Origin of the sequence: Micromonospora sp. WMMD956 (assembly GCF_029626125.1) — a bacterium.
Classification (GTDB): domain Bacteria; phylum Actinomycetota; class Actinomycetes; order Mycobacteriales; family Micromonosporaceae; genus Micromonospora; species Micromonospora carbonacea.
Genome location: NZ_JARUBI010000005.1, coordinates 4,905,562 through 4,928,185, shown reverse-complemented (window position 1 = coordinate 4,928,185; position 22,624 = coordinate 4,905,562). Strand labels below are relative to the sequence as shown.

15 protein-coding genes, 5 tRNA genes and 1 pseudogene are annotated in these 22,624 nt (G+C 73.6%); 7 read left to right on the top strand and 14 right to left on the bottom strand.

Annotation, left to right across the window (positions count from 1 at the left end; translation table 11 throughout):
- The first annotated feature begins 33 nt into the window (after window positions 1-33).
- Together O7628_RS22260 and O7628_RS22255 are read left to right on the top strand one after the other, a co-directional pair.
- Window positions 34-2,973, top strand: coding sequence for an AfsR/SARP family transcriptional regulator (locus tag O7628_RS22260; protein WP_278133324.1), 2,940 nt, complete (start codon window positions 34-36; stop codon window positions 2,971-2,973).
- Between the two features lie 151 nt (window positions 2,974-3,124).
- Window positions 3,125-4,120 (top strand): twin-arginine translocation signal domain-containing protein, encoded by a 996-nt coding sequence (locus tag O7628_RS22255; protein ID WP_278133322.1) that lies wholly within the window; start codon window positions 3,125-3,127, stop codon window positions 4,118-4,120.
- A 186-nt stretch (window positions 4,121-4,306) separates the two neighbouring features.
- Here the strand turns inward: O7628_RS22255 and O7628_RS22250 are convergent, their stop codons facing one another.
- The 4 genes from O7628_RS22250 to O7628_RS22235 form a co-directional block, all read right to left on the bottom strand.
- Window positions 4,307-4,804: a DinB family protein gene (locus O7628_RS22250; protein WP_278133320.1), complete on the bottom strand. Its 498-nt coding sequence runs from the start codon at window positions 4,802-4,804 to the stop codon at window positions 4,307-4,309.
- 39 nt (window positions 4,805-4,843) lie between these two features.
- On the bottom strand, window positions 4,844-5,842 hold the full coding sequence (locus O7628_RS22245) for an NAD-dependent epimerase/dehydratase family protein (RefSeq protein ID WP_278133319.1): 999 nt from the start codon (window positions 5,840-5,842) through the stop codon (window positions 4,844-4,846).
- Window positions 5,843-5,993: 151 nt separating this feature from the next.
- The gene (recQ, locus tag O7628_RS22240) at window positions 5,994-7,829 is read right to left on the bottom strand and encodes a DNA helicase RecQ (RefSeq protein WP_278133318.1); all 1,836 of its coding nucleotides are present in this window, start codon (window positions 7,827-7,829) and stop codon (window positions 5,994-5,996) included.
- 98 nt (window positions 7,830-7,927) lie between these two features.
- Window positions 7,928-11,098 carry a glycoside hydrolase family 3 C-terminal domain-containing protein gene (locus O7628_RS22235; protein ID WP_278133317.1) on the bottom strand — a complete coding sequence of 1,057 codons (3,171 nt, stop codon included), beginning with the start codon at window positions 11,096-11,098 and terminating at the stop codon, window positions 7,928-7,930.
- On the opposite strand from O7628_RS22235, the gene O7628_RS22230 reads away from it, so the two are divergent.
- Window positions 11,097-11,363, top strand: a complete 267-nt coding sequence (locus O7628_RS22230) for a hypothetical protein (RefSeq protein ID WP_278133314.1) — start codon at window positions 11,097-11,099, stop codon at window positions 11,361-11,363. The two genes, O7628_RS22235 and O7628_RS22230, sit on opposite strands and share 2 nt — an antisense overlap.
- A gap of 54 nt (window positions 11,364-11,417) precedes the next feature.
- Here O7628_RS22230 and O7628_RS22225 read toward each other — a convergent pair whose 3' ends face one another.
- The 4 genes from O7628_RS22225 to O7628_RS22210 all read right to left on the bottom strand — a co-directional run bounded on the left by O7628_RS22225 (window position 11,418) and on the right by O7628_RS22210 (window position 15,744).
- Complete coding sequence (locus tag O7628_RS22225; RefSeq protein ID WP_278133312.1) at window positions 11,418-12,434, bottom strand: LacI family DNA-binding transcriptional regulator; 1,017 nt, start codon at window positions 12,432-12,434, stop codon at window positions 11,418-11,420.
- 137 nt (window positions 12,435-12,571) lie between these two features.
- On the bottom strand, window positions 12,572-15,022 hold the full coding sequence (locus tag O7628_RS22220) for an alpha/beta hydrolase-fold protein (RefSeq protein WP_278133311.1): 2,451 nt from the start codon (window positions 15,020-15,022) through the stop codon (window positions 12,572-12,574).
- A 512-nt stretch (window positions 15,023-15,534) separates the two neighbouring features.
- Window positions 15,535-15,609 (bottom strand) — tRNA-Val (locus O7628_RS22215).
- A 62-nt stretch (window positions 15,610-15,671) separates the two neighbouring features.
- A tRNA-Gly gene (locus O7628_RS22210) sits at window positions 15,672-15,744 on the bottom strand.
- A gap of 160 nt (window positions 15,745-15,904) precedes the next feature.
- Here O7628_RS22210 and O7628_RS22205 point away from each other — a divergent pair.
- Window positions 15,905-16,144, top strand: coding sequence for a DUF6458 family protein (locus O7628_RS22205; protein ID WP_043962588.1), 240 nt, complete (start codon window positions 15,905-15,907; stop codon window positions 16,142-16,144).
- Window positions 16,145-16,258: 114 nt separating this feature from the next.
- On the opposite strand, the gene O7628_RS22200 is transcribed toward O7628_RS22205, so the two are convergent.
- The 3 genes from O7628_RS22200 to O7628_RS22190 form a co-directional block, all read right to left on the bottom strand.
- A tRNA-Val gene (locus tag O7628_RS22200) sits at window positions 16,259-16,333 on the bottom strand.
- A 13-nt stretch (window positions 16,334-16,346) separates the two neighbouring features.
- Window positions 16,347-16,417 (bottom strand) — tRNA-Cys (locus O7628_RS22195).
- A gap of 34 nt (window positions 16,418-16,451) precedes the next feature.
- Window positions 16,452-16,524: transfer RNA gene (locus O7628_RS22190), tRNA-Gly, on the bottom strand.
- A 477-nt stretch (window positions 16,525-17,001) separates the two neighbouring features.
- Here O7628_RS22190 and O7628_RS22185 point away from each other — a divergent pair.
- Window positions 17,002-17,601: pseudogene (locus O7628_RS22185) on the top strand (TetR/AcrR family transcriptional regulator); the annotation flags it as partial.
- A gap of 119 nt (window positions 17,602-17,720) precedes the next feature.
- Here O7628_RS22185 and O7628_RS22180 read toward each other — a convergent pair.
- Together O7628_RS22180 and O7628_RS22175 are read right to left on the bottom strand one after the other, a co-directional pair.
- The gene (locus O7628_RS22180) at window positions 17,721-18,881 is read right to left on the bottom strand and encodes an alkane 1-monooxygenase (RefSeq protein ID WP_278133309.1); all 1,161 of its coding nucleotides are present in this window, start codon (window positions 18,879-18,881) and stop codon (window positions 17,721-17,723) included.
- 97 nt (window positions 18,882-18,978) lie between these two features.
- A complete protein-coding gene (locus tag O7628_RS22175) occupies window positions 18,979-19,824 on the bottom strand; it encodes a hypothetical protein (RefSeq protein WP_278133307.1) in 846 nt (281 codons plus the stop codon).
- Window positions 19,825-20,016: 192 nt separating this feature from the next.
- Between O7628_RS22175 and O7628_RS22170 the strand changes: the two genes are divergently transcribed.
- Entirely contained in the window at window positions 20,017-20,685 is a 669-nt protein-coding gene (locus O7628_RS22170; protein WP_074479147.1) for a 50S ribosomal protein L11 methyltransferase, read from the top strand.
- A gap of 57 nt (window positions 20,686-20,742) precedes the next feature.
- Window positions 20,743-21,855, top strand: coding sequence for a cytochrome P450 (locus O7628_RS22165; RefSeq protein WP_278136381.1), 1,113 nt, complete (start codon window positions 20,743-20,745; stop codon window positions 21,853-21,855).
- Between the two features lie 10 nt (window positions 21,856-21,865).
- Here the strand turns inward: O7628_RS22165 and bioD are convergent, their stop codons facing one another.
- Window positions 21,866-22,570: a dethiobiotin synthase gene (bioD, locus tag O7628_RS22160; RefSeq protein WP_278136380.1), complete on the bottom strand. Its 705-nt coding sequence runs from the start codon at window positions 22,568-22,570 to the stop codon at window positions 21,866-21,868.
- Window positions 22,571-22,624 lie beyond the last annotated feature (54 nt).

Below are 22,624 nucleotides of genomic sequence, written 5' to 3'. Positions count from 1 at the left end.
CCGGCTGGGCCGGCGGTGGTACGGTGCCGGCCGATGGCCAGCTTCGCGATACTCGGGCCGCTCGAGGTGACCGTGGCCGGGCGGACGGTCACCCCGCGCAGCGGCAGGCAGCGGGCGCTGCTGGCCGTCCTGCTGGTCAACGCCGGCCGGGACACCGGGCTGGCGCAGATCCTCGGCGCGCTGTGGGGCGACGCGCCGCCCGACACGGCCATCGGGCAGGTGCAGACGCTGATCTGGCGGCTGCGCCGGGTGCTCGGCGACGACGCCATCGTCACCCGCCCCGGCGGCTACCGGCTCACCGTCGCCGACGCCGACCTCGACGCACGGGTGTTCGCCGCCGGCGCGGCCGAGGCCGCCGCGCTGGCCCGGTCGGGCCGGGCGGCCGAGGCGGCCCGCCGCTACGGCGAGGCGCTGGCCCTGTGGCGCGGCCCGGTCCTGGCCGACGTGCGCCTGCCGGGCGACCCGCACGCCGCCGGGTTCCCCGCCGCCGTGGCGGAGCTCACCGAGCTGCGCCTGGCCGTGGAGCGCGACCGGGTGGACGTCGAGTTCGCCCTCGGCCGGCACGCCGAGCTCATCCCCGCCCTGCACCGGATGGTCGACGCCGAGCCGCTGCGGGAGGAGCTGCGGGAACGGCTGATGCTCGCGCTGCACCGCACCGGCCGGCGGGCCGAGGCGCTGGAGACGTACCGGCGGGGCCGGGCGGCGACCGTGGCGGAGCTGGGCCTGGAACCCGGTCGGGGGCTGCGGGAGCTGCACCGGCGCATCCTCGACGGCGACCCCCTGCTGGACGCCGCCGAACCCGCCCCGGCGCCGCCGCCGACCGCGCCCCCGGCGGCCCAGTTGCCGATGGACGCCGCCGACTTCGTCGGCCGGCACGACCTCGCGTCCCGGCTGGCCGCCCTGCTGGCCGCGCCGCCGGCCGACGGCCCCGCCGCGGACGCCGGGCAGCCGGCCGCGCCGCCCGTCGTGGTGGTGTCCGGCGCGGCCGGCAGCGGCAAGACGACCCTCGCGGTCCACGTCGCGCACCTGGTGCGGGACCGGTTCGGCGACGGGCAGCTCTTCGTCGACCTGCGCGGCGGCGGCGAGCCGCACGACCCGTCGACCGTGCTGGGCCGGTTCCTGCACGCGCTCGGCGAGGATCCCCGGGCGGTGCCGGCCGACACCGACGAGCGGGCGGCGCTGTTCCGGGCCCGCACGGCCGGGCGACGGCTGCTCGTGGTGCTGGACAACGCCGCCGGGGAGAACCAGCTCCGGCCGCTGCTGCCGGCCGAGCCGGGCTGCGCGGTGCTGGTGACCGCCCGTCGCCGGCTCACCGCGCTGCCCGGCGCGCACCACGTCGACCTCGGCGTGTTCGCCGCCGACGAGGCCGTGGACCTGCTGCGGCACGCGATCGGCGACGGCCGGGTCGCCGCCGAGCACGCCGACTGCCTGCGGGTCGCCGAACGCTGCGGATACCTGCCGCTGGCCATCCGGATCGCCGGGGCGCGGCTGGCCGCCCGGCCGCACTGGCCGGTGGCGAAGCTGGCCGGGCAGCTCGCCGACGAGCGGGCCCGCCTCGACGTGCTGCGCACCGGGGACCTGGCGGTGCGCTCCAGCCTCGCCACCAGCTACCACGAGCTGGACCCGACCGAGCGGCGGCTGCTGCGGCTGCTCGGCGGGGTGGACCTGCCCCGGGTGCCGGGCTGGGCGGCCGCCGCGCTGCTGGACCGCTCGCCGACCGAGGGCGAGGAGCTGACCGAGCGGCTCGTCGAGGCCCGCCTGGTGGACGCCGACGGCGGCGGCTACCGGCTGCACGACCTGGTCCGGGCGTACGCGCGGGAGCTGCTGGACGCCGACGGCGCGCCCGGTGAGCGGACGGCGGCGCTGGGGCGGCTCACCGGCGGGTGGCTGACGCTGGCCGACGAGGCGTACCGGCGTACCGGCGGGGGTTTCCGGCGGGGGGTGGCCGGCGCCGCCCCGCGCTGGTCGCGGTGGACGGCGGCCGAACGCGACGCCCTGCTCGGCGACCCGGTGGCCTGGTTCGAGGCGTCCCGGGGCATGCTGGTCGGGACGGTGCGGCGGGCCGCGGCCGCCGGGCTGGTCGAGCCGGCGTGGAACCTCGCCAACACCCTGGGCCGGCTGTTCGAGCTGCGCGAGCACCTCGACGACTGGGCCGGCGCGACGACGGCGGCCCTGGACGCCTGCGTGGCCGCCGACGCCGACGCGGGCCGGGCCTGGCTGCTGCGGTCCCTCGGCGAGCGGCACCTCAACCTCGACCGCCTCGACGACGCGCTGGCCTGCTTCGACGCGGCGCTGGCCCGGTTCGAGCGGCTCGGCGAGCGCAGGGGGCAGGCGCTGGCGCTGCGCGCGGCGGGCACCGCCTACCGGCTCCAGCGGCGCGACGCCGAGGCGATGGCCGCGCTGAGCCGGGCGAAGGCGATCACGGTGGAGCTCGGCGACCGGGCCGGCCAGGCGCAGGTGCTGTTCGGCGTCGGCGCGGCGCACCGGGTGGCCGGGCGGCCCGGGCCCGCGGAGGCGGCGTTCCGGCAGGCGCTGGCGATCTTCGGGGAGCTGGGCGACCGGTTCGGGGAGGCGTACACGTCGACGAGCCTGGCCCTGGTGCTCGGCGGGCGCGGCGCGGACGCCGACGCCGAGGCGCTGCTGGCGCGGGCCCTCGGGCTGTGCCGGGAGCTGGGCTACCGGCGGGGCGAGGCGATCTCCCTGGGGCACCTGGGCGAGCTGCATCTGCGTACGGGCGCGCACGAGCGGGCGGTGGCCGAGCTGACGGAGGCGGTCGCCGGGGCCCGGGAGGTCGGCGACGGCATCGGCGAGCTGATCGCGCTGCGCCGCCTCGGCGCGGCGTACCTGGCGTTGGGCCGGTTGCCGGCGGCCCGGTCGGCGCTGCGCTACTGCCTCGCCCTGTGCCGCGAGCACGGTGAGGACGGCGAACGGGAGCGGGCGCTGCGCCTGCTCGGCGAGGTGCGGGCGGGGTGAGAGCCGCCGGGCGGGGCCGGCTGCTGCTGCTCCCGCTGCTCGCAGCGCTCGTGCGAGTGGGGTGAGAGCGGGCTGAGAGGGCCGGGGACCATCCACCGGGGAGGGTGGACGGCGGGCGCGTGTCGTGCCCACCGGACCTGGGGAGGCTCCAATGACCGACCGTTCCATCCCCGCCGGGGACCGCCCGGGGCTGTCCCGGCGCGGCTTCCTCGGCGGCGTCGGGGCGTCCGCCGCCGCGCTGACCGTCGGCGGCGTCCTCGGCGACGCCCGGCCCGCCTCGGCCGCCTACTACATGAAGTGGGGTGCCGTCGTCTCGCCCGGCGACGCCAGCAACAACATCGACTTCAGCCGCAAGGTCGACATCCTGCGCCGGATGCGCCCGCAGACCGCCCGGATCTCGATGTTCTGGGGCGACCCGTACAACCGGCGGTTCAGCGACTCGCAGCTCGACGCGCTGCGCGGCACCGGGCTCACCGAGATGATCATCCAGTCGTCGGAGGACCCCGACCCGAACCTGGCCCGCCACCAGCTCAGCCTGCTGCTGCCCTACATCGACGCGCACCCGAACACCCTGTTCGTGTGGGAGCTCGGCAACGAGCCGGACTGGCACCAGCCGACCAACCCGTGGCTGGCCCGGTGGAACCGGCTGGCGACGATCCGCGACAACAAGCCGTCGCAGGACCGGGGCAACCTGCTCTGGGCGGTCAACATGCCGGCGGGCCGGTGGTCCGGCGACGGCACCGGCTTCACCGGCAGCTCCGGCGGCTACTTCGACTCGTTCGTCCGGGACACCGGCGACGGGCTGGGCGGGATGCTCTCCGGCCCGTACCAGCCGGACGTGGTGACGGTGCACTGCTACAGCTCGACGTACCTCACGCGCGGCGCGGACGGCGGCGGCGAGCGCAACCCGTACAAGATGATCGACTACGTGCGGGGCTGGAACAACCGGATCAGCATGAAGGTCACCGAGGCCGGGATCGACGGCGCGAAGTCCGACCGGGGCTACCGCTACGTGAGCTTCGGCTCGTCGGTGGCGAACGAGACCGCCGGGCAGATCGACAGCGTCTGCTTCTACGGCATCCCGCCCGCCGAGCGGCAGTACGGCATCGGCGAGGGCGAGGCCGACCAGATCGGCACCCACCCCTGACCGCCCGGACCGGGGTGCGCCGCCGGCGGCTGACGTTGCGGAGTCGGCCTGCGGCGGGCCCCGGTCCGTGGTGCGGCGGCACCCGTGGCGGGGTCACCGGGACCAGCCCCGCCCCGGGTGCGGCGGGTCGCGGCCGTCGGTGTGGGACGGCCGCGACCCGCCGACGCCCCCGGCGGCGTTCGCGCCCTAGTCGTCGAGGATCTGCTCCCGGAGGATGTCGGCGTGCCCGCAGTGCTGGGCGAGTTCGCGCAGCACGTGCAGATAGACCCACCGCAGCGGCAGCGGGCCCCGCCGGTTGCCACGCAGGATGTCGTCCAGGTCCAGGGACGACGTCGCCCGTCTGGCCGCCTCGCAGGCTTCGCGGTGCGCCTGCTGGACGCTGGCGATCGTGTCACCGTCGTCGAGGAGGAACGAGTCCTCCGAGGCCGCGGGGAGGCCGAGCTCGACGCGCGGCCGGCAGGTGATGGCCTCGTCGAACCAGACCCTCTCGACGAAGGTCGCGTGCTTCACCAGGCCCAGCAGCGTGGTCCGGGAGGGCACCAGCGATCGGCGCGCCTGTTCCTCAGTCAGCCCGTCCAGGCAGTGGTTGAGTGCACTGCGGTGCTCGTCGATGAATGCCTCGAACTGGGCACGGGCCGGCTGTGCGATGACCTGGTCGGCGAAGGTGGGCGGAAAGGAGGGCATGGCCGAAGCATTCCAGATCGTCGCGCCGCGAACGACCGGTCAGCCGACGGCGGCGAGCAGGGCGGCCTCCCGCTGCGGGTCCAGGCCCACCGGCGGGCGGGCCGGACGACCGGCGCGCGGCGGCACGCCACCGACCGCGCGCAGCCAGGCCCAGGTGTCGGCGACGGTCCCGGCCACCGGCCGGCAGGTCAGCCCCGTGGCGTGCGCCCGCTGCACCCCGCGCTCCTGCAACCAGCGGTACTCGTGCCCGACGGGGACCCAGATCGGCAGGTCGTTCCACGGTTCCACCCCGGCGGCGAGGACCGTGTCCGGGTCGGTCCAGCGCAGCCGGGCGGTCGAGCCGGTGACGGCCACACAGGCGTCGAGCAGCTCACCCATCGTCGCGTGCCCGGTCCGCGACAGCACGTTGTACGCCCCGCCGTCGCCCGCCACGCCCCGGTCCAGCAGCCACGCCGCCAGGTCGCGGACGTCGACGTATTGCAGGGGCAGGTCGACCGGGCCGGGGGCGAGCACGTCGCCGCCCCGGGCGACCCGGTGCAGCCACCAGGGCAGCCGGCCGATGTCCTCCCCGGGGCCGAGGATCAGCCCGGCGCGGGCCAGCAGCGCCCGGTCGCCGAACACCGCCGTCGCGGCCCGTTCCCCGCCGGCCTTGAACTGCGCGTAGGAGCCGTCGACGGCGTCGGGCTCCGCGGCGACGGTGGGCGCATCCTCGCCGACGCCGTGCGGGACCGGCCGGGCGTAGACGGAGCCGCTGGAGACGTACCCGAACCAGCCGGCCCGGTCGCGCAGGGCGCGGGCGGCGTCGCCGACCGCGCGGGGCGTGCCGTCCCAGGTGTCGACGACGAGGTCCCACTCGCCGCCGGCCAGCGCGGCGAGCCCGCCGGGCGCGTCCCGGTCACCCCGCAACCGGTGTACGCCCGCCGGCGGCGCGGCGCTCACCCCCCGGTTGAACACCGTCACCGACCAGCCGCGGCGCACCGCCTCGGCTACCGTCGCCCCGCCCACGAAGCCCGTCCCGCCCAGCACCAGGAGTCTCATCGCTCCACCCTGCCCCGGGCAGGGGCCCCGCCGCGACGGGTGTTCACCCGCAGCGGATCTGCCGACGGCAGAACCCGGGGCGGCCGGGCCAGCCGAAGACGTTAGGAAGGGGCCCCTGCTCTACAGAATGCGTTAACAAGGTGCCCTTCCTTTACCCCAGGGCGGCGAGGAGCTGCTCGCCGTAGCGGGCGAGCTTGGCCTCGCCGACGCCGTTGACCCGGGCCAGCTCGTCCAGCGTCGACGGCGGATCGGCGGCGATCTGCCGCAGCGTGGCGTCGTGGAACACCACGTACGCGGGCACGCCCTGCTCCTTGGCCGTGGCCGCCCGCCAGGCGCGCAGCCGCTCGAACACGGGCTCGGCCTCGGCGGACAGCTCGACGACCGCCGCCGCGCCGGGGCGGGCCTTCGCCGCCGACCGCGCCTTCGGCGGCCGGACGGTCTCGCGGCGCATCGGCACCGGCCGGCGGCGGCCCAGCACCTCGGCGCTGGCGTCGGTGAGCACGAGCGTGCCGTAGTCGCCCTCGACGGCCAGCAGGCCCTGCGCGAGGAGCTGCCGCACGACGCCCCGCCACTCGGCCTCGCTCAGCTCCTCGCCGATGCCGAACACGGTCAGCGAGTCGTGCCGGTGCTGGACGACCTTCTCGGTGCGCCGGCCGAGCAGGATGTCGATGCACTGGCCCGCGCCGAACTTCTGGTTGCGTTCGCGGTGCAGCCGCAGCACCGTCGACAGCAGCTTCTGGGCGGCGATCGTGCCGTCCCACGACTCGGGCGGCTCCAGGCAGGTGTCGCAGTTGCCGCACGGCCCGCTCGCCTGCCCGAAGTAGCTGAGCAGCCGCACCCGGCGGCACTCGACGGTCTCGCAGAGGGCGAGCATGGCGTCGAGGTGGGCGGCGAGCACCCGCCGGTGCGCCGCGTCGCCCTCCGAGGAGTCGATCATCTTGCGCTGCTGCACCACGTCCTGCAACCCGTACGCCAGCCAGGCCGTCGACGGCAGGCCGTCGCGGCCGGCGCGGCCGGTCTCCTGGTAGTAGCCCTCCACGGAGCGCGGCAGGTCGAGGTGGGCGACGAACCGCACGTCGGGCTTGTCGATGCCCATGCCGAAGGCGATGGTGGCGACCATGACCAGGCCGTCGTCGCGCAGGAACCGCTTCTGGTGGTCGGCGCGGGTCGCCGCGTCGAGCCCCGCGTGGTAGGGCAGCGCGGCGACGCCGTTGGCGACGAGGAACTCGGCGGTCTTGTCGACCGAGGCGCGGGACAGGCAGTAGACGATCCCGGCGTCGCCCGGGTGCTCGGCGCGGATCAGGTCGAGCAGTTGCTTGCGGGGCTCCCGCTTGGCCACGATCCGGTACTGGATGTTGGGCCGGTCGAAGCTGGCCACGAAGTGCCGCGCCCCGGTGAGGTCGAGCCGGGTGGCGATCTCCTTCGCGGTCTCGGAGGTGGCGGTGGCGGTCAGCGCGATGCGCGGCACGTCGGGCCAGCGCTCGTGCAGCATCGACAACGCGAGATAGTCGGGGCGGAAGTCGTGGCCCCACTGCGCCACGCAGTGCGCCTCGTCGATGGCGAACAGCGCGATGCGGCCCCGGTCGAGCAGTCGCAGCGTGCCCCCGCTGCCCAGCGCCTCGGGGGCGAGGTAGAGCAGGTCCAGCTCCCCGGCGACGAACTGCGCCTCGACGAGACGGCGGGCGTCGGGGTCGAGGGTGGAGTTGAGGAAGCCGGCGCGCGCCCCGACGGCGGTGAGCGCGTCCACCTGGTCCTGCATGAGGGCGATCAGCGGGGAGACGACCACCGCGACGCCGTCGCGCACCAGCGCGGGGATCTGGTAACACAGCGACTTGCCGCCGCCGGTGGGCATGAGGACCAGGGCGTCGCCGCCGCCGACCACGTGGTCGATGATCTCCTGCTGCTCGCCCCGGAAGGCGTCGTAGCCGAAGACCCGCCGGAGCACGCCCAGCGGAGTCTCGGCGAGCGTGTCGCTGGGGGAAGTCATCCGGCGAGTCTACGAGGGCGGCCCGACACCGTCGCCGGACCCGGCCGGCCCGCCCCGGATCGGGCGGGCCGGCCGCGTGACGCGAGGTCGGTCGACGGTCAGGGCGACGGCGTGAACGGAGCCGTCGCCCGGGTCGATCTCCAACTCGTAGGGGCCGGGGCCACCCCGGTGGTGTCCCACCGGCGCCCGGGTGTGATCGTCATCAGGGCGGACTCCGACGTCTGCACGCCGGCACCGGTTGCCGTGACGGTCACCCGCACGTGCCCGGTCCTCGCCGCGGTCAGGACTCCCGCCGGGGTGACGCTCGCACCGGCGGTGTTGGTGTCCATCGGGGCGATCTGGTAGCTGTACGTCGCCGTCGGGTCCGCCGGGAACACCCGCGCGGACAGCTGCGCCCCCGAGGACGCCTGGTCGAGCCTGACCGCCCGGTCGCCGAAGTCGACCCGCGACAGGTAGGCGTTCGGGAACGCCGAGCCGGTGGCGTCCGGTGCGCCGGAGGTCACCACGACCGGGAACGTGGTCGACCTGCTCTCCCCGTCGGCGGTGGCCCTGGCCGTGATCAGGGCGGCGCCGGTGGACACCGGCCTGACCGAGCCGCGGGCGTCGACCGCCGCGACCGACGGGTCGGAGGAGGCGTACGTCACCTTGAGCGCCCGGTCGGACAGGTCCCAGAACGTCATGTCGTGCCTGGTGACCGACAGTCGCGCGTTGATCCGGTTGTCGGGGGTGTCCAGGCTCAACTCGGTGGCGTCCGGTTGGGCCGAGACCACCTCGACGCCGGGCGTCCGGCGTCCGGTCACCCGCAGCTTCACCGACTTCAGGTCGGCGTCGGCCGAGCTCGGCCCGGCCAGGATGGTCCAGTCGCCCGTGGGAAACACCTTCCTGTGCTGCACGTCGTCCCAGAACCACAGGTCACCGGCGTCGATGGTGACCTTCACCGTCGTGGTCCTCGCAGCGATCAGGTCGCTCTTGACGAAACCCTTCAGCTGCTTGAGTGGGCGCTGGCTACCGTCGGCGCCCTGCGGGGCCCTGGCGTAGACCTCCACGACAGCCTTGCCCGGGCGATCGGCGGCCCGGTTCGACACGGGCACCGAGACCGTCACCGACTCGTCGGGAGTGATCCGCGAGGACGACAGCCTCGGGGTGCCGTAGCCGAAGGGCGAGTAGGACAGGCCCTGACCGAACACGTAGTGGGGAGCCGCGCAACCAGGACCGACCTGGTAGTAGAGGTAGGTCCGGCCGCACCTGGCGCCTTCCGCCCTGGTCATCCGGTAGTCCTCGACCGCGCGGTCCGGAGCGGCCGCCGGCCCGAGTTGCGCGTCGACGTCGGAGTACCAGGTCAGCGGCAGCTTGCCGGAGAAGTTGGCCACCGCGGTACGCCCGTCCTCCAGCGCCACCGCGTCGTTGAACAGCAACTCGGCCATCGCCCTGCCCTGGTACATGCCGTTGAAGGACGACCAGACGATCGCCCCCACGCTCGGCAGGTCCTTGAACGCGCTGACGTCGACCATGGTCTTGGCCTGGATCCACACCGCGATCTTCTTGCCGTACTTCTGTGCGAGCGGGGCGATCGAGTCCCGGATCAGCTCGGCCTGCATGCGCGGCAGGACGACCGTCGAGCGGTCCGTGCCCTCTCCGCCGTCGTTGTTCCGGTGACCGACGACGACCACGACGTTGTCGGCCTGGGAGATCTGGTATTCGGCGGTCGCCGCGTCCGCTACGGGATCGCAGGGGCTGCTGGCGCACACGGAGGTGGTGATCGCGGTGCCGTCGGCGTCGAGGACGTCGGGGAACACCGCAAGGTGGCTGGACAGGAACGGCGTGGTGGAGCCCGCGGTCACGGCCGAGGGAGCCGACCCCGTCCGCTCGGCCAACGCCTGGGCGAAGGTGGTGTCGACCGCCGTGGGCCCGGAGTAGGAGCCCGACTGGAAGTTGTTGAGGGTGTCCACGTGCCCGAGGGCGACCGTCTTGCCGGACGCCGCGCCCGCGAACGGGAGCGCCCCGCCGGCGTTCTTGAGCAGCACGGGCGCCTCGAGGGCGGACTCGTGCGCGACCGCACGGTGCGCCGGCGAGGCCAGCTTCACATCGGGGTCGCCGGCCTCCGACAGCGAGTAGGAATCGCTGTTCCACGGGACCGAGGCGACGGGATCGAACTCGCCCAGCTGGAACCGCGCGGTGAAGGCGCGCACGAGCGCGATGTCGACGTCGGCCTCGCTGACGAAGCCCTGGCTCTGAGCTGCCGGGAGTCCGCTCGCCGTCGGGTAGTCGCCGCCCGAGCAGTCGAGATCGGTGCCGGCCTTGAGCGCCCAGGCGTTGCCGAGGGTCTTGCTGATCTGCGTCTGCCCGCCGAGTTGGACGGGGTGCCACGAGTGTCCTGACGTCCCGGTTCCGTGCACGCGGGTGATCGCATCGCAGTCGGAGACCACGAAACCGTCGAAGCCGTACGACCTGCGCAGCATGGTCTCGATGGCGTACCGGCTCGCCGCGGCCGGCGTCCCGGGCGTGCCGCCGGGTGTGACGTCGTCGCGGGGGCTCCACAGGGTGGGATAGCTCGATGCGGACGGGTAGTCCGTGGTGTAGTCCTCCACCACGGAGAAGGCGTTGTAGGCGGCCATCAGCGACCGCGCGCCCGCCTCGCCGGCCGAGGCCGCGAAGGGCGGCAGGAAATACTCGTGCATCGCACGCTCGGTGATGTTCGACGTGCCGAAGTCGCGGTTCGCCTCGGAGTTGTTCGCCAGGTAGTGCTTGGGCGTGGCGACCGCCTGGATGTAGTCGGCCGCCCCGGTGGGAACCGTGTCGGGACGTGACGCGGTGTCGCCCTGTAGACCGGTCACGAAGGCGCCGGCCACCTGGCCCGCCAGGAAGGGATCCTCGGTGTAGGACTCGTCCGCCCGTCCCCACCGGGGGTCGCGGTTGAGGTTCTGGTTCGGCGACCAGTAGGTGAGGCCGTGACAGGCGCCACCGGCGGGGTCGGGGTCCGGCACGCCCGGCGGGCAGGACGTGTTGTAGGTCACGCGGGCCTCGTCGGCGATGCCGCCGGCGATCTCCCGGGTGATGCCCGGATTCCACGTCGATGCGATCGAGGTGCTCTGGGGGTACTGCGTGTAGTTGCTGTTGCCGGGGACGGTCGGGAAGTAGATCCCGTGGTTCGCCTCTGCCCAGTATCCGTACGACTTCACGCCGAGCCGGTCGATCGCCTTCGGCTTCGGACGCCAGGTCGCATGCGGCTGCATCGCTATGAGCTGGTCGTACTTCTCCTCCAGCGTCATGCGCGACACCAGGTCCGCCGCACGGACACTGAACGGCAGCGAGGTGTTCCGGTACGCCGGCGTGTCCTCGGCCGAGGCCGGAGCCGGCCGCGTGACCGCGGCGAGCCCGCTCGCCGCCACCGCACACGCCAGCCCGAACGCCAGGGACCTGCGTCCTGGACTCCTGACGCCTCTGCCGCGCACCCTTGCACGCGAGGGCGCGAAACTGGTCTTCACCATCGAGGGTCCCCTCCCCTTCATGTCGAAAAATCGCATCTATCGATGACTTCGCAGGGTCGATGCCCCATACCGTCACGGCAGGGAGCGTGGCGGGACGGCCTCAGCGCAGCGTCGACTGCCTCTGAATCAGTGCGAAGTCGACGACTATCCGCCGGGGCGCCGGCCGCTCCTCTCGCGGCACGCCGTCGAACTGGAGCTGGATCCGCTCCTCTAACAGCGCGACCGCCCGGCGTGCGATCGCGTCGCGTCCGGGATCGATGGTGCTCAGCGGAGGACGGGAGTAGTTCGCCTCGTCGATGTTGTCGAAGCCGATCAACAGGACGTCCTCGGGAACCCGTAGACCGCGGTCCTGAAGGGCGGCGAGCGCGCCCAGCGCGAGTGTGTCGGTGAACGCCACGACCGCGTCGGGTTCGACGCCGCTGTCCAGGATACGAGCGATCGTCGCGGCTCCGGTGGCGTGGAAGTAGTCGGCCACACCGATGACCGCGCGGGGGTCGACGTCCAACCCCCGCGACCGGAGGGCGTCCCGGAAGCCCTGGAACCGCAGCGTCCCGCTGCTCGGCGACGGGTCGTCCTTGACTCCCAGGGGAACCACCGTGGTCGCCCCGCGGTCCAGGACGTGCTCGGTCGCCGCACGCGCTCCCTCGACGTTGCTCATCGTGACGTGGTCGACGCCGCCATCGAACACCCGCTCCCCCAGGAGCACGAGGGGGAAGTCGACGTCGAACAGCGGGAGGTCGTGCTGGCCCAGCGCGAGCGGGGAGTAGAGCACGCCGTCGAAGCGTGACCGGTAGCTGCCGTCCAGGACCCGCAACTCGCGGTCGCGCTCGGCGTTGGTCTGCTCGATGAAGACGGTCAGGCCCCGCCTGGACGCCTCTCGCATGACGGCGTCCGCGAGTTCGGCGAAGTAGACACCGCGCAGCGCCGGCAGCACCAGAGCGATCGCCCCCGTCCGGCCTCGGCTCAGGTTCCGCGCCGACACGTTCACGTGGTAGCCCAGCTCACGGATCGCGTCGTCCACCCGCTCGCGGGTCTCCGGGCGCACGTACTGATAGCCGTTGAGGATGTTGGACACCGTCTTGATCGACACACCGGCGAGCCGGGCGACGTCGCGCATCGTCGCCGACCCGTTGGTCTTGCGTGCCACAGCCCCTCCCGCCGCTCCTCGAATCGTCGGCCGTCTGCCCCCTTCACGGCCCCGGACGCAGCGACCGACCCGCCCGGTCCGGGGCGGGCCGGCCGCGTGACGCGAGGTCAGCCGACGGTCAGGGCGATGGTGTGCACGGAGCCGCGGACCAGGTCGATCTGCAGCTCGTAGGCGCCCCGGGCGAGCCCGGTGGTGTCCCAGTCGAAGACGTACTGGTCTCTCGCGGCGCTGTAGCGTGCGGTGTTGTCCGCCCTCTCCCGGACAGGTGTCGCCGGAACCCGGTGGCCGGCCACGCCGTCGGTCTTCTTCACGAGGTAGATGCGCGGCTCCGCGTCGGTGACCGCCTCGCCGGCCGCGTCGGTCAGGGTGAACTTGACCGGCACGGCGCGTCCGGCCTCGACGACGTCGGAGCCGTCGCCGGCCAGCGGTGGCCGCACCCCGCCGAACCTGAGCTCAGGCGCGAAGAGCCGCGGCACGAAGTCGATCAGATTCGCCATCCAGGTGTCGAAGCCATGCGGCCCGACCCAGGTGCCGGCGTACTCGTATTCGATGCCCTGGGCGGTCAGCCACTTCATCGCCTCCTGCGTGAACGAGTACGTGAAGTCGACGTCGCCGGAGTACAGCCTTGCCAGCTTGGTGCTTTCGTTGACCGCCCGGGCGTCGACGGTGGGGTAGGAGAGCAGGCCCCCGGAGAAGGCGCCGATGTAGGCGAACTCGCCCGGGTGGTTGAGCCACGTGCCGAGGGTGTTCATGGCCCCCCACGACAGACCGGCGAGCGCCTGCTCATCCGAATCAGTCGAGATGTTGTACTTCTCCGCCGCGGTCGGCATCACGTGCTGGCTGAGGTCGGTCCAGAAGTCGACGCCATTCTGGTCGGGCATGACCACGACCATCGGCGTCATCGTCCCGTTGAGGTAATTGTTGTCGAGGATCTGCCTGGCACGCCCGGTCTCGATCCAGCTGCCGTAGTTCTGGCCCCCGCCGTGATACAGGTACAGCACCGGGTAGGCCGCCGCGCGGTCGGCATCGTAGCCGGGCGGCGTCCAGACGTACGCGTAGCGCTCCGCGCCCTGGCCGCCGTCGTAGGTCATCAGCGAGACCGTGCCGCCCCTGCCTTCGGGGACGTCGGCCAGCATCGCGTCGGACCTGCCCGGCACGAAGAGCTGCGACTCCATCACATGGGTGTTGACGGTGTCGGCGGGGTCCTTCTTGTCGACGCCGTCGACCACGTACCGGTAGTAGTAGTAGCCGTCGAGCGGCCCGATCGTGCTGCGCCAGCGGCCGTCGGGCTGCCTGTCCATCGGGATCCGGAACCACTGGCCGTTCGGGGCCCAGTTGCCCCAGATCGTGACGTCCCTGGCGCCGGCCCACTGGGTGCCGGTCTCGAACGTGACGATGCCGTGCGGGTCGATGTGCGGGGTCGTGATCGACCCGGCCGGAGGGGGCGCGTACGGCCGGGTCAGCGCACGGTGTCCCTTGCTGACGCCGTGGGAGACGACCTTCTGCCCGAAGAGCCGAGCGGCGAAGTCTCGCAGGTTCTCCCGCCACGCGTCCCAGGTGGCGCCGTCGTCGGGGTTGACGCCGTCGAACTCGAACTTCACTCCGGACCTCTTCAGGTCCACCAGCAGGTCGTAGTTGTCGTTGTAGGACGGGTCGAGCGTGTCGCCGACGTACACCCGGAGCAGCTCGGTGCCCTCGTTGATCGCTCTGGCCTCCGCCCTGGTGATCGCGCCGTCGACGGAGCCGGAGAAGGAGCCGACGTAGGCGAATGCGCCGGGATCGCTGCGGAGGATGCTCATCGCCTGCTCGGCACCCGTGGCGACCCCGGCCAGCGCCTGGCCCTGGGGCCGAGACGAGACGTGGTAGCCGGCCCGCGCGGCGGGGACGATCGCGTCGAGCAGCTCGGCGCGGGGGTCGGCGGAACCGGCGTCGGCCATCACGACCACCATCGGCTTGGCGTCCCTGCCGGCGACCAGGTTGTCGAGGATCTGCTTCGCCCGGCCGAGTTCCAGCCACTCACGAGCGGTCTGGCCCTCGCCGCTCAGCAGGTACAGGACCGGGTACGCCTCGGCCCGGGCGGCGTCGTAGCCGGGTGGCGTCCACACCAGGGCGGTGCGGTGCTGCGCCGCCGTCGCGCCCGGGTAGGGCAGTTCCTCCACCGTCCCGCCCGCGGCGACGTCGTCCATCCACTCGACCGACTCACCCGGCACGAAGAAGGTGTTCCAGTTCGGCTTCGACGTCACCGCCACCGGGCTGCCAGGCTGACGGAAGGACACCTTCGACCTGTCCGGCATGGTCGCGGTGTACTGGTAGTGGTACAGCCCGGGCTCCAGCGGACCGACGTTCGCGGCGTAGTCCGAGCCACTCGGGTCGAGCGCGAGCGCCGACCAGGTGCCGCTCGGGCCGATGTTCGCCTCCAGTTCGAGCGTCGCCGGTGTGCCGCCGACGATGCTGCCGACCTGCGACTGCGGCACCTTGAAGTAGTGGTAGACGTCGTCGTGCGAATGCCATGTGTCGGTCGCGGCAGCCGCCGGGGCGGCCGCGATTGCCGACGCCACCAAAGCGGCGGCTGCGACAAGGCTGGTCATTCGGGGGCCACTGCTGTGTGACATCGCGTTGCTGCTCCTCTCAGAGCGTCAAGGCCTGCCGCAGCGAAGGCACGCGCCTCACCATCGAGATCGACTATCGAGACGCTCCCGACAGCCACGACGGCCACATCCACACCAGCGGCACTTCATTTCCTACACCGGTGTAGAGCGAATGGCAAGAGATATCTATTGACGTCCGTGCATGGGATTTCTCTGCGACAATACGGTCCATGCCAATCCCACGAACCACGGGGCGACAATTTCCGCAGGTCAGCGGCCTGTCCATTGAGCAGCGTCGATGCTTGTTCGATGCATGGACGGTTGGCGACCCCGGCGCCCGGCCCCCACCCACACCGCAGACCGGTCCCCGCGGGAAGCTGAACGATCATGTGCTCCCATCCGCCCGCGACGTGAGGAGCAAGAAAACACCAAGGTCCGTTGCCGGGCATCCGGCAACGGACCAACTGCGCAGCACACGTGGATGGTGGGCGATACTGGGTTTGAACCAGTGACCTCTTCCGTGTCAAGGAAGCGCGCTCCCACTGCGCCAATCGCCCGCGCTCACCGGCCCGCGGCAGATGCCGGCCCGGTTGCGGTCGGCCCCGGAGGGCGGATCGCGAGCGGACGACGGGATTCGAACCCGCGACCCTCACCTTGGCAAGGTGATGCGCTACCAGCTGCGCTACGTCCGCGTGCCGCAGGCGTTCGCCGGCGACGGGGTGAACTGTACCCGACGGCAAGATCGCGAACAAACTCCCCTCGCGTACGCGGCGGGGGCCGCCGATTACGCAGTTCACCGGCGGGGTACTTGTCCACCTCGACAGCACACTGCATCCCCCGAAGGAGGCTGTCGTGGGTATCGGTACGAGCATCTTCCTGATCGCGGTCGGCGCGATCCTCACGTTCGCCATGGACGCCACCGTCGGCGGCGTCGACCTGGACGTCGTCGGCTGGATCCTGATGGCCGCCGGCGCGCTCGGCCTCGTCATGACCACGCTGGTGTGGGGCCGCCGTCGCGAGGTGGTCACCACCACCGAGCCGGTCGAGTACCGCCGCGTCGAGGAGCGTCGGGACGTCGCGCCGCCGCTGTAGGCGACCCCGCCGAGATCTCGTCCCCTCGGCCGCGCACGCTGCCGCACGGCGAACCGGGCGGCGGACTCGATGGCGAAACGGCCCGGCACCTGTGCGGTGCCGGGCCGTTACCCGTGGTGGGCGATACTGGGTTTGAACCAGTGACCTCTTCCGTGTCAAGGAAGCGCGCTCCCACTGCGCCAATCGCCCTCGTCAACTGCCGAGGTGGAGACGGGATTTGAACCCGTGTACACGGCTTTGCAGGCCGTTGCCTCGCCTCTCGGCCACTCCACCGAGGTTGCCCCCGACATGCGTGGCGGCAGATCCGAGCGGACGACGGGATTCGAACCCGCGACCCTCACCTTGGCAAGGTGATGCGCTACCAGCTGCGCTACGTCCGCACGCCCCCGGCGTTTCCCGGTGACGGATGAGAACTTTAGCCGAGCCCGCGAGCGGTTGCCAAATCGGGGGTCCGCCCGGCGCGTCCGCCGAGGCCGCAGCCCCCGCCCGCCCTGCCCCGCCCCGCCGCACCGCGTCGCCGGCATGGGGCCTTCCCCACCCCGCGACACCACCATGTCGCCGGCATGGCGGCGCGGCCCCGACCCATCCCCGCCCGACTCCAACCCAGCCCGACCCCGGCCCCGACCGGGCTCCGTGGCGCCACGCCCGCGCGACCCCGGCGCGCGGCGCCCCCATCCGCCCCCTGACGCAGGCCCCGGCACACCGCGTAGGCATCCTAGGAGACTGGACAGGACTGCCCACCACACGGGGGACATGGCCGACAATGACGGGGAAATTGTCTTACTTCCGACTCTGGGGGGCCGAATCCGCCGGAGCGGTAACTGTTTGTGCACGAACGGATAGGTTACGGTAGCGACGTGACGAGACGTGCCGCCGAGATCCGCCTGGATGCCCTCTTGCGCACGGCCTGTGACGTGATCGCGGAACGGGGCTTGGCAAACACCCGCACGGCCGACGTGGCGCAGGCCGCGGGGGTCAGCCAGGCGCTGGTCTTCTACCACTTCGCCACCAAGGAGCGACTCCTCTCCCAGGCCTTCGCCTACGCGGTGGAGCAGGACCTCGCCCGGCTCGACGCCGTGGTCCGGTCCGCCGCCTCGCCCCTGGTCAAGCTCCGCCGGATGCTCAAGCTCTACGCGCCGACCGGCCGGCCGACCTCGTGGTCCATGTGGATCGACGGATGGTCGGAGTCGCTGCGCGTCCCGGAGCTGGAGAAGGTCTCCCGCCGGCTCGACCTGCGCTGGCGGGAGGATCTCGCCGCGGTGATCGCCGACGGGGTCCGCGAGGGGGTCTTCGAGTGCGCCGACCCGGCGGGGGCGGCGTGGCGGATCAACGCCATGATGGACGGCCTCGCCGTGCAGTTCGCCGTGCACGAACGGGTGATCTCGCGCCGCCAGTTCGCCGAGTGGATCCGCCTGACCGCCGCCCGCGAGCTCGGCCTGGAGCCGGCCCAACTCGACTGGTCCGCCCCGGCACAGGACCGCTCGCGCCGCGCCGCACAGCCCGAGCCACAGCCCGACGCGGTGAGCTGACCGCTCTTCCCACGGCCCGCCAGCCCCGCCCCAGCGGCCCGGCCCCGTCAGCCGGCCAGTCGGCGCAGCCGGGCCCGCGCCGGCGGGTGGACGTTCGCCGCCTCCAGGTCGCCGCCGTAGTGGGCGAGCACCCGGTGGTCCATCACCCGCCGCCACACGGGCGGCACGAGGGCCGCCACGACCATCGTGGCGTACCCGGCGGGCAGTTGCGGTGAGCAGTCGAAGCTGCGCAGCGTCTGATAGCGGCGCAGGGGGTTGGCGTGGTGGTCGCTGTGCCGCTGGAGCTGGAACAGGAAGACGTTGGTGACCGTCCGGTCGCTGTTCCAGCTGTGCCGGGCGTCCACCTTCTCGTACCGGCCGGCGGGGGTGCGCCGCCGCGCCAGGCCGTAGTGCTCCAGGTAGTTGACCACCTCCAGCAGGGAGAAGCCGAACACGGCCTGGAGCAGCAGGAACGGCAGCACCCCCGGCCCGTACGCGACGGCCAGGGCGGCGAACAGCGCCACCGTCATCGCCCAGGCGGTGAGGATCTCGTTGCGGAACGTCCACGGGCTGCGCCCCCGGACGCGGAACCGGCCGGCCTCCAGCCGCCACGCCGAGCGCAGGCTGCCGACGACGGTGCGCGGCCAGAAGGCGTAGAAGCTCTCCCCGAGCCGGGAGCTGGCCGGGTCGGCCGGGGTGGCGACCCGGACGTGGTGGCCCCGGTTGTGCTCGACGTGGAAGTGCCCGTAACCGGTCGGGGCGAGGGCCACCTTCGACAGCCAGCGTTCCAGCCGCTCCCGCTTGTGTCCCAGCTCGTGTGCCGTGTTGATGGCGATGCCGTCGACCACGGCGAGCGTGGCGACCAGCCCGGCCGCGCCGAGCGGGCGCAGCCCGCCCGAGGCCCACACGGCGCAGCCGAGCACCAGGCCGGCGTACTGGGCGGGCAGGTAGAGGTAGGTCAGCCAGCGGTAGTAGCCGTCGCGGGCCAGGCGCGGCACCGCCTCCTCCGGTGGGTTGCGCCGGTCGTCGCCGACGAGCAGGTCGACCACCGGGATCACCCCGAAGACCACCGCCGGGGCGAGCCACCACGCCCACGAGCCGGCGCCGCCCCGCCAGGCCAGCCAGGAGGCGAAGGGCAGCGCCGGCACCAGCAGGGCGAGCGGCCAGAGCGCCCGGCGCGGGTCGCGCCAGGCGGCGGGCGGGGCGGTCGCGGGCGCGTCAGCGGTCATCGCCGGTCTCCGATCTCCCGGGTACGCCCTGACTGTGGCACGCGTCACGGCGTTTTACAAGAGATGGAGTTTTGTAAAGCGCAGCGGCGGTGCGGCGTCAGCGGCGGAGCAGCCCCCACCCCCGCTGCGGCGGGGCGGCCCGCTCGAAGTCCAGCCCCACGGCCGGCTCGCCCTCGTCGGCCGCCTTCGTGAGGTGCCGCAGCCGCAGCAGCAGCCCCACCCCGAGCGACAACAGCAGCGCGCCGAGCAGGAACGCCGCCTGCACCACCCCGAAGCCGCCCGACGACGACACCGGACGCCCGCCCGACGCGGCCGGCGGCACCTCGGCCACCACCTCCTCGCTCGGCTCGACCTCCTCGTCCACCCCGGCCGGCTCCAGCGGCTCGTCCGTCGGGTCCGCCGACGGCTCAACCGTCGGTGCCGCGGCGGTCGGGGGCGCCTCGGCCTCCGTCCCGATCACCTCCCGGGTCGCCGCCTGCCGGGCCAGCAGCCGCGACTGCGCGTCGTACGCCTCGGCGGCCAGCGTCACCCGCCCCCGGGTGACGTCCTCGGCGAAGGCCACCCGGTAGCGGGCGGTCACCGTGCGGCCTGGGCAGAGCGTGCCCGGGTCGAGCTGCCGGTCGGTCAGCCGGGCCGTGCTGCCCTGCGTGCGGATCTCCAGGGGAAACAGCCCGGTCTCCTCGATCCGGTCCATCTTCACCTGGTCCAGCCGCAGCCCCTGCACGGTGAGCACCATCGACCAGCGGACCTTCACGCAGCCGCCGTCGCGGCGCGACACCACCGCCGAGACCGTCTGCACCCCGTCGCCCGCCGTGAACTCCGTCGGCAGGCCGCTCAACTCGGTGGCGAACCCGGCCGCCGCCGCCCGAGCCGGCGCGGCGACGCCGACCCCCGCTCCGGACAGGCAGGCCAGCACCACCCCGACCCTTAGCGCGTACCGCACCACCGTCACCACCGCCCTCGCCTCCCGTCGGATCCATCCATCCGGCAACGCTATGGGCGAACCGGACAACCGGGTAGACGGGCGTGTTCGCACGGACCGCGAACCCCGGGGGGTCATCTCACCGACGGTGGTGAACCGGTGACCGCCCACCCGCGACACGCCCGGGATCGCGGGGCAGGGACAATCGGTGGCGTGTCCGATCTCTCCGCGGCCTTCGTGAGGCTGCACGCGCGGCTCGCCCCGGTGGCCTTCGTCCCCGAGGTCCGGCTGCACCAGGCCGACGAGCCGATCGGGCTGTGGGAGCTCACCGAGGGCGAGTTCCGCAGCTCCCAGCCGCCGCCGTTCTGGGCGTTCGCCTGGGCCGGCGGGCAGGCGCTCGCCCGCTACGTCACCGACCACCCCGAGGTCGTCGCCGGCCGCCGGGTGCTCGACCTCGCCTCCGGCTCCGGCCTGGTCGCCGTCGCCGCCGCCCGCGCGGGCGCGGCGGCCGTGCGGGCCGCCGAGATCGACGAGCGGGCCGTGGCCGCCGTCGCGCTCAACGCCGAGGCCAACGGGGTACGCGTCGACGCCGCGCTCGGCGACGTCCTCGACGGCGACGCCGGCGACGCCGAGGTGGTGCTCGCCGGGGACGTCTTCTACAGCGAGGCGATGGCCCGGCGGATGCTGCGCTTCCTGCTGCGGGCCGCCCGCTCCGGCGCGCGGGTGCTGGTCGGCGACCCGGGCCGGGCGTTCCTGCCCCGCGAGCGGTTCCGCGAGCTGGCCGCCTACGACGTGCCGGTGCCCGAGGCCCTGGAGAGCGTCCGGGTGAAGCACACCACCGTGTGGGAACTGGACCCCGCGCCGCCCGGGGCCGCCCGCTAGGTTGACCCGGTGCTGTTCCGGGGTTGGGGCGATGCCGTCGACGGGCCGTGGCCCGACATCGCGACCGTGACCGACCACGTGGGCGCGGCGCACCTGGTGGTGACCCGGCACGCGCTGGTGCGGCGGGTGCTCGCCGACCCGGTGACCTTCCGGCCCGACAACGCCCTCGACGCGGTCACCCCGATCCCGGTGGCCGCCCTGCGGGTGCTCGCCGGGCACCGGTTCCGGCTGCCGCCGACCCTGGCCAACAACGGCGGGGCCAGCCACCCGCAGATCCGGGGCATCGTCGCCGATGCCCTGCACCCGACCCGGGTCGCCGCCCAGCGGCCCTGGCTCACCGACCTCGTCCGCGACCGGGTCGCCCGGCTGCGGGCGCAGCTGGACGCGGGCGTACCCGTCGATCTGTACGCCGGCCTGGCCGCGGACCTGCCGCTGCTCGTGCTGGCCCGGCTCGTCGAGCTGCCCGACGCGCCGGTCGGCGCGGTGAAGGAGTTCGCCCGCGCGGCCCTGGAGCTGTTCTGGGCCCCGGTCGACGCCAACCGGCAGGCCGCCCTCGCCGCCGAGGTGGGCCGGTTCCACCGGGTGCTGCGGGCGTTCGCCGCCACCGGCGGCGGGCTCGCGGCCCGGCTGCGCGCCGCCGGGCACTCCCCCGACGTGGTCGTCGGCGCGCTGTTCTTCCTGCTCGTCGCCGGCCAGGAGACCACCTCGCAGTTCCTCACCCTGCTGCTGCACCGGCTCACCGCCGAGCCAGCCGTACGCGCCGGGCTGCGCGCCGGCACGATCGACGTCGCCGACGTGGTCGAGGAGGGGCTGCGGCTGGAACCGCCGATCGTCACCTGGCGGCGCGTCGCCGCCGCCGACACCACGCTCGGCGGCACGCCCGTCGCGGCGGGCGCCAGCGTCGTGCTGTGGCTGGCCCGCGCCGGCCGCGACCCGCAGGTCGTGGCCGCCCCCGACGAGTTCCGCCCCGGGCAGCCCGGCTCACGCCGGCACCTCGCGTTCGGGGCGGGCGCGCACCGCTGTGTCGGCGCGCAGCTCGCCCGGCTGGAGGCCGCCGTGGTCGTCGCCGAGGCCGCGCCGCTGCTCGACGGCGTACGCGTGCTCCGGCCGCCGTGGTGCCCGGACAACCTCACCTTCCGGATGCCCGACGCCTTCGTGGTCGCCCGGTAAGGAAGGGCGGTCAGCCGGCGTCCTCGGCCCAGGATCGCCAGTCGTCGAGCACCCCGTAGAGGGCGGGGGTGAGCCAGCCCGACGCGGACCGGCGGAACACCCCCGGGTCCATCGCCCCGGCGCCCGCCGGCAGCGCGCCGATCAGGTGCGGCACCAGCTCGGTCAGGTTGGCCCAGTGCACCAGCTCCGGCTCCACCGGCCACGCGCCGATCACCACGCCGGCCGGCACGGCGCGCCGGTCGAGGGCCTCCAGGGTGAGCGCGGTGTGGTTGAGAGTGCCCAGGCCGGCGCGGGCCACCACCACGGCGGGCGCGCCGAGCGACACCGCCAGGTCGGCCAGCGTCCACGCCTCGCCGGAGGGGCGCAGCCCCATCGGCACGAGCAGCCCGCCGGCCCCCTCGACCAGCACGAGGTCGTGCTTGTCGGCCTCCTCGCGGATCGCGTCGACGGCGGCGTACAGCTCCAACGGCTCCAGCTGGGCCACCCGGGCCGCCGCCAGCGGGGCCAGCGGGTCGGGATAGCTGGCCAGGGTGCGGCCGGTGAGCGGGGCGGCCAGCCGGGTCACCGTGTCGACGTCGCCCGGGTCGCCGGTGGCCGTGCCGGTCTGGCCGGGCTTGACCACGGCGACCCGCAGCCCGGCCGCCTGGGCGGCGGCGGTCACCGCCGCGGTCACCACCGTCTTGCCGACCCCCGTGTCGGTGCCGGTGATCAGCACCGGCCCGGTCCACGCCGCGCCCACGGCGTCACCTCCGCCCGTCCACCCGCGCGC

Bases quoted from the DNA above. Each gene is read 5' to 3' on its own strand.
- O7628_RS22260 (WP_278133324.1), top strand. From the start codon at position 34: ATGGCCAGCTTCGCGATACTCGGGCCGCTCGAGGTGACCGTGGCCGGG.
- O7628_RS22255 (WP_278133322.1), top strand. From the start codon at position 3,125: ATGACCGACCGTTCCATCCCCGCCGGGGACCGCCCGGGGCTGTCCCGG.
- O7628_RS22250 (WP_278133320.1), bottom strand. From the start codon at position 4,804: ATGCCCTCCTTTCCGCCCACCTTCGCCGACCAGGTCATCGCACAGCCG.
- O7628_RS22245 (WP_278133319.1), bottom strand. From the start codon at position 5,842: ATGAGACTCCTGGTGCTGGGCGGGACGGGCTTCGTGGGCGGGGCGACG.
- recQ (WP_278133318.1), bottom strand. From the start codon at position 7,829: ATGACTTCCCCCAGCGACACGCTCGCCGAGACTCCGCTGGGCGTGCTC.
- O7628_RS22230 (WP_278133314.1), top strand. From the start codon at position 11,097: ATGCGCGACACCAGGTCCGCCGCACGGACACTGAACGGCAGCGAGGTG.
- O7628_RS22235 (WP_278133317.1), bottom strand. From the start codon at position 11,098: ATGACGCTGGAGGAGAAGTACGACCAGCTCATAGCGATGCAGCCGCAT.
- O7628_RS22225 (WP_278133312.1), bottom strand. From the start codon at position 12,434: ATGCGCGACGTCGCCCGGCTCGCCGGTGTGTCGATCAAGACGGTGTCC.
- O7628_RS22180 (WP_278133309.1), bottom strand. From the start codon at position 18,881: ATGACCGCTGACGCGCCCGCGACCGCCCCGCCCGCCGCCTGGCGCGAC.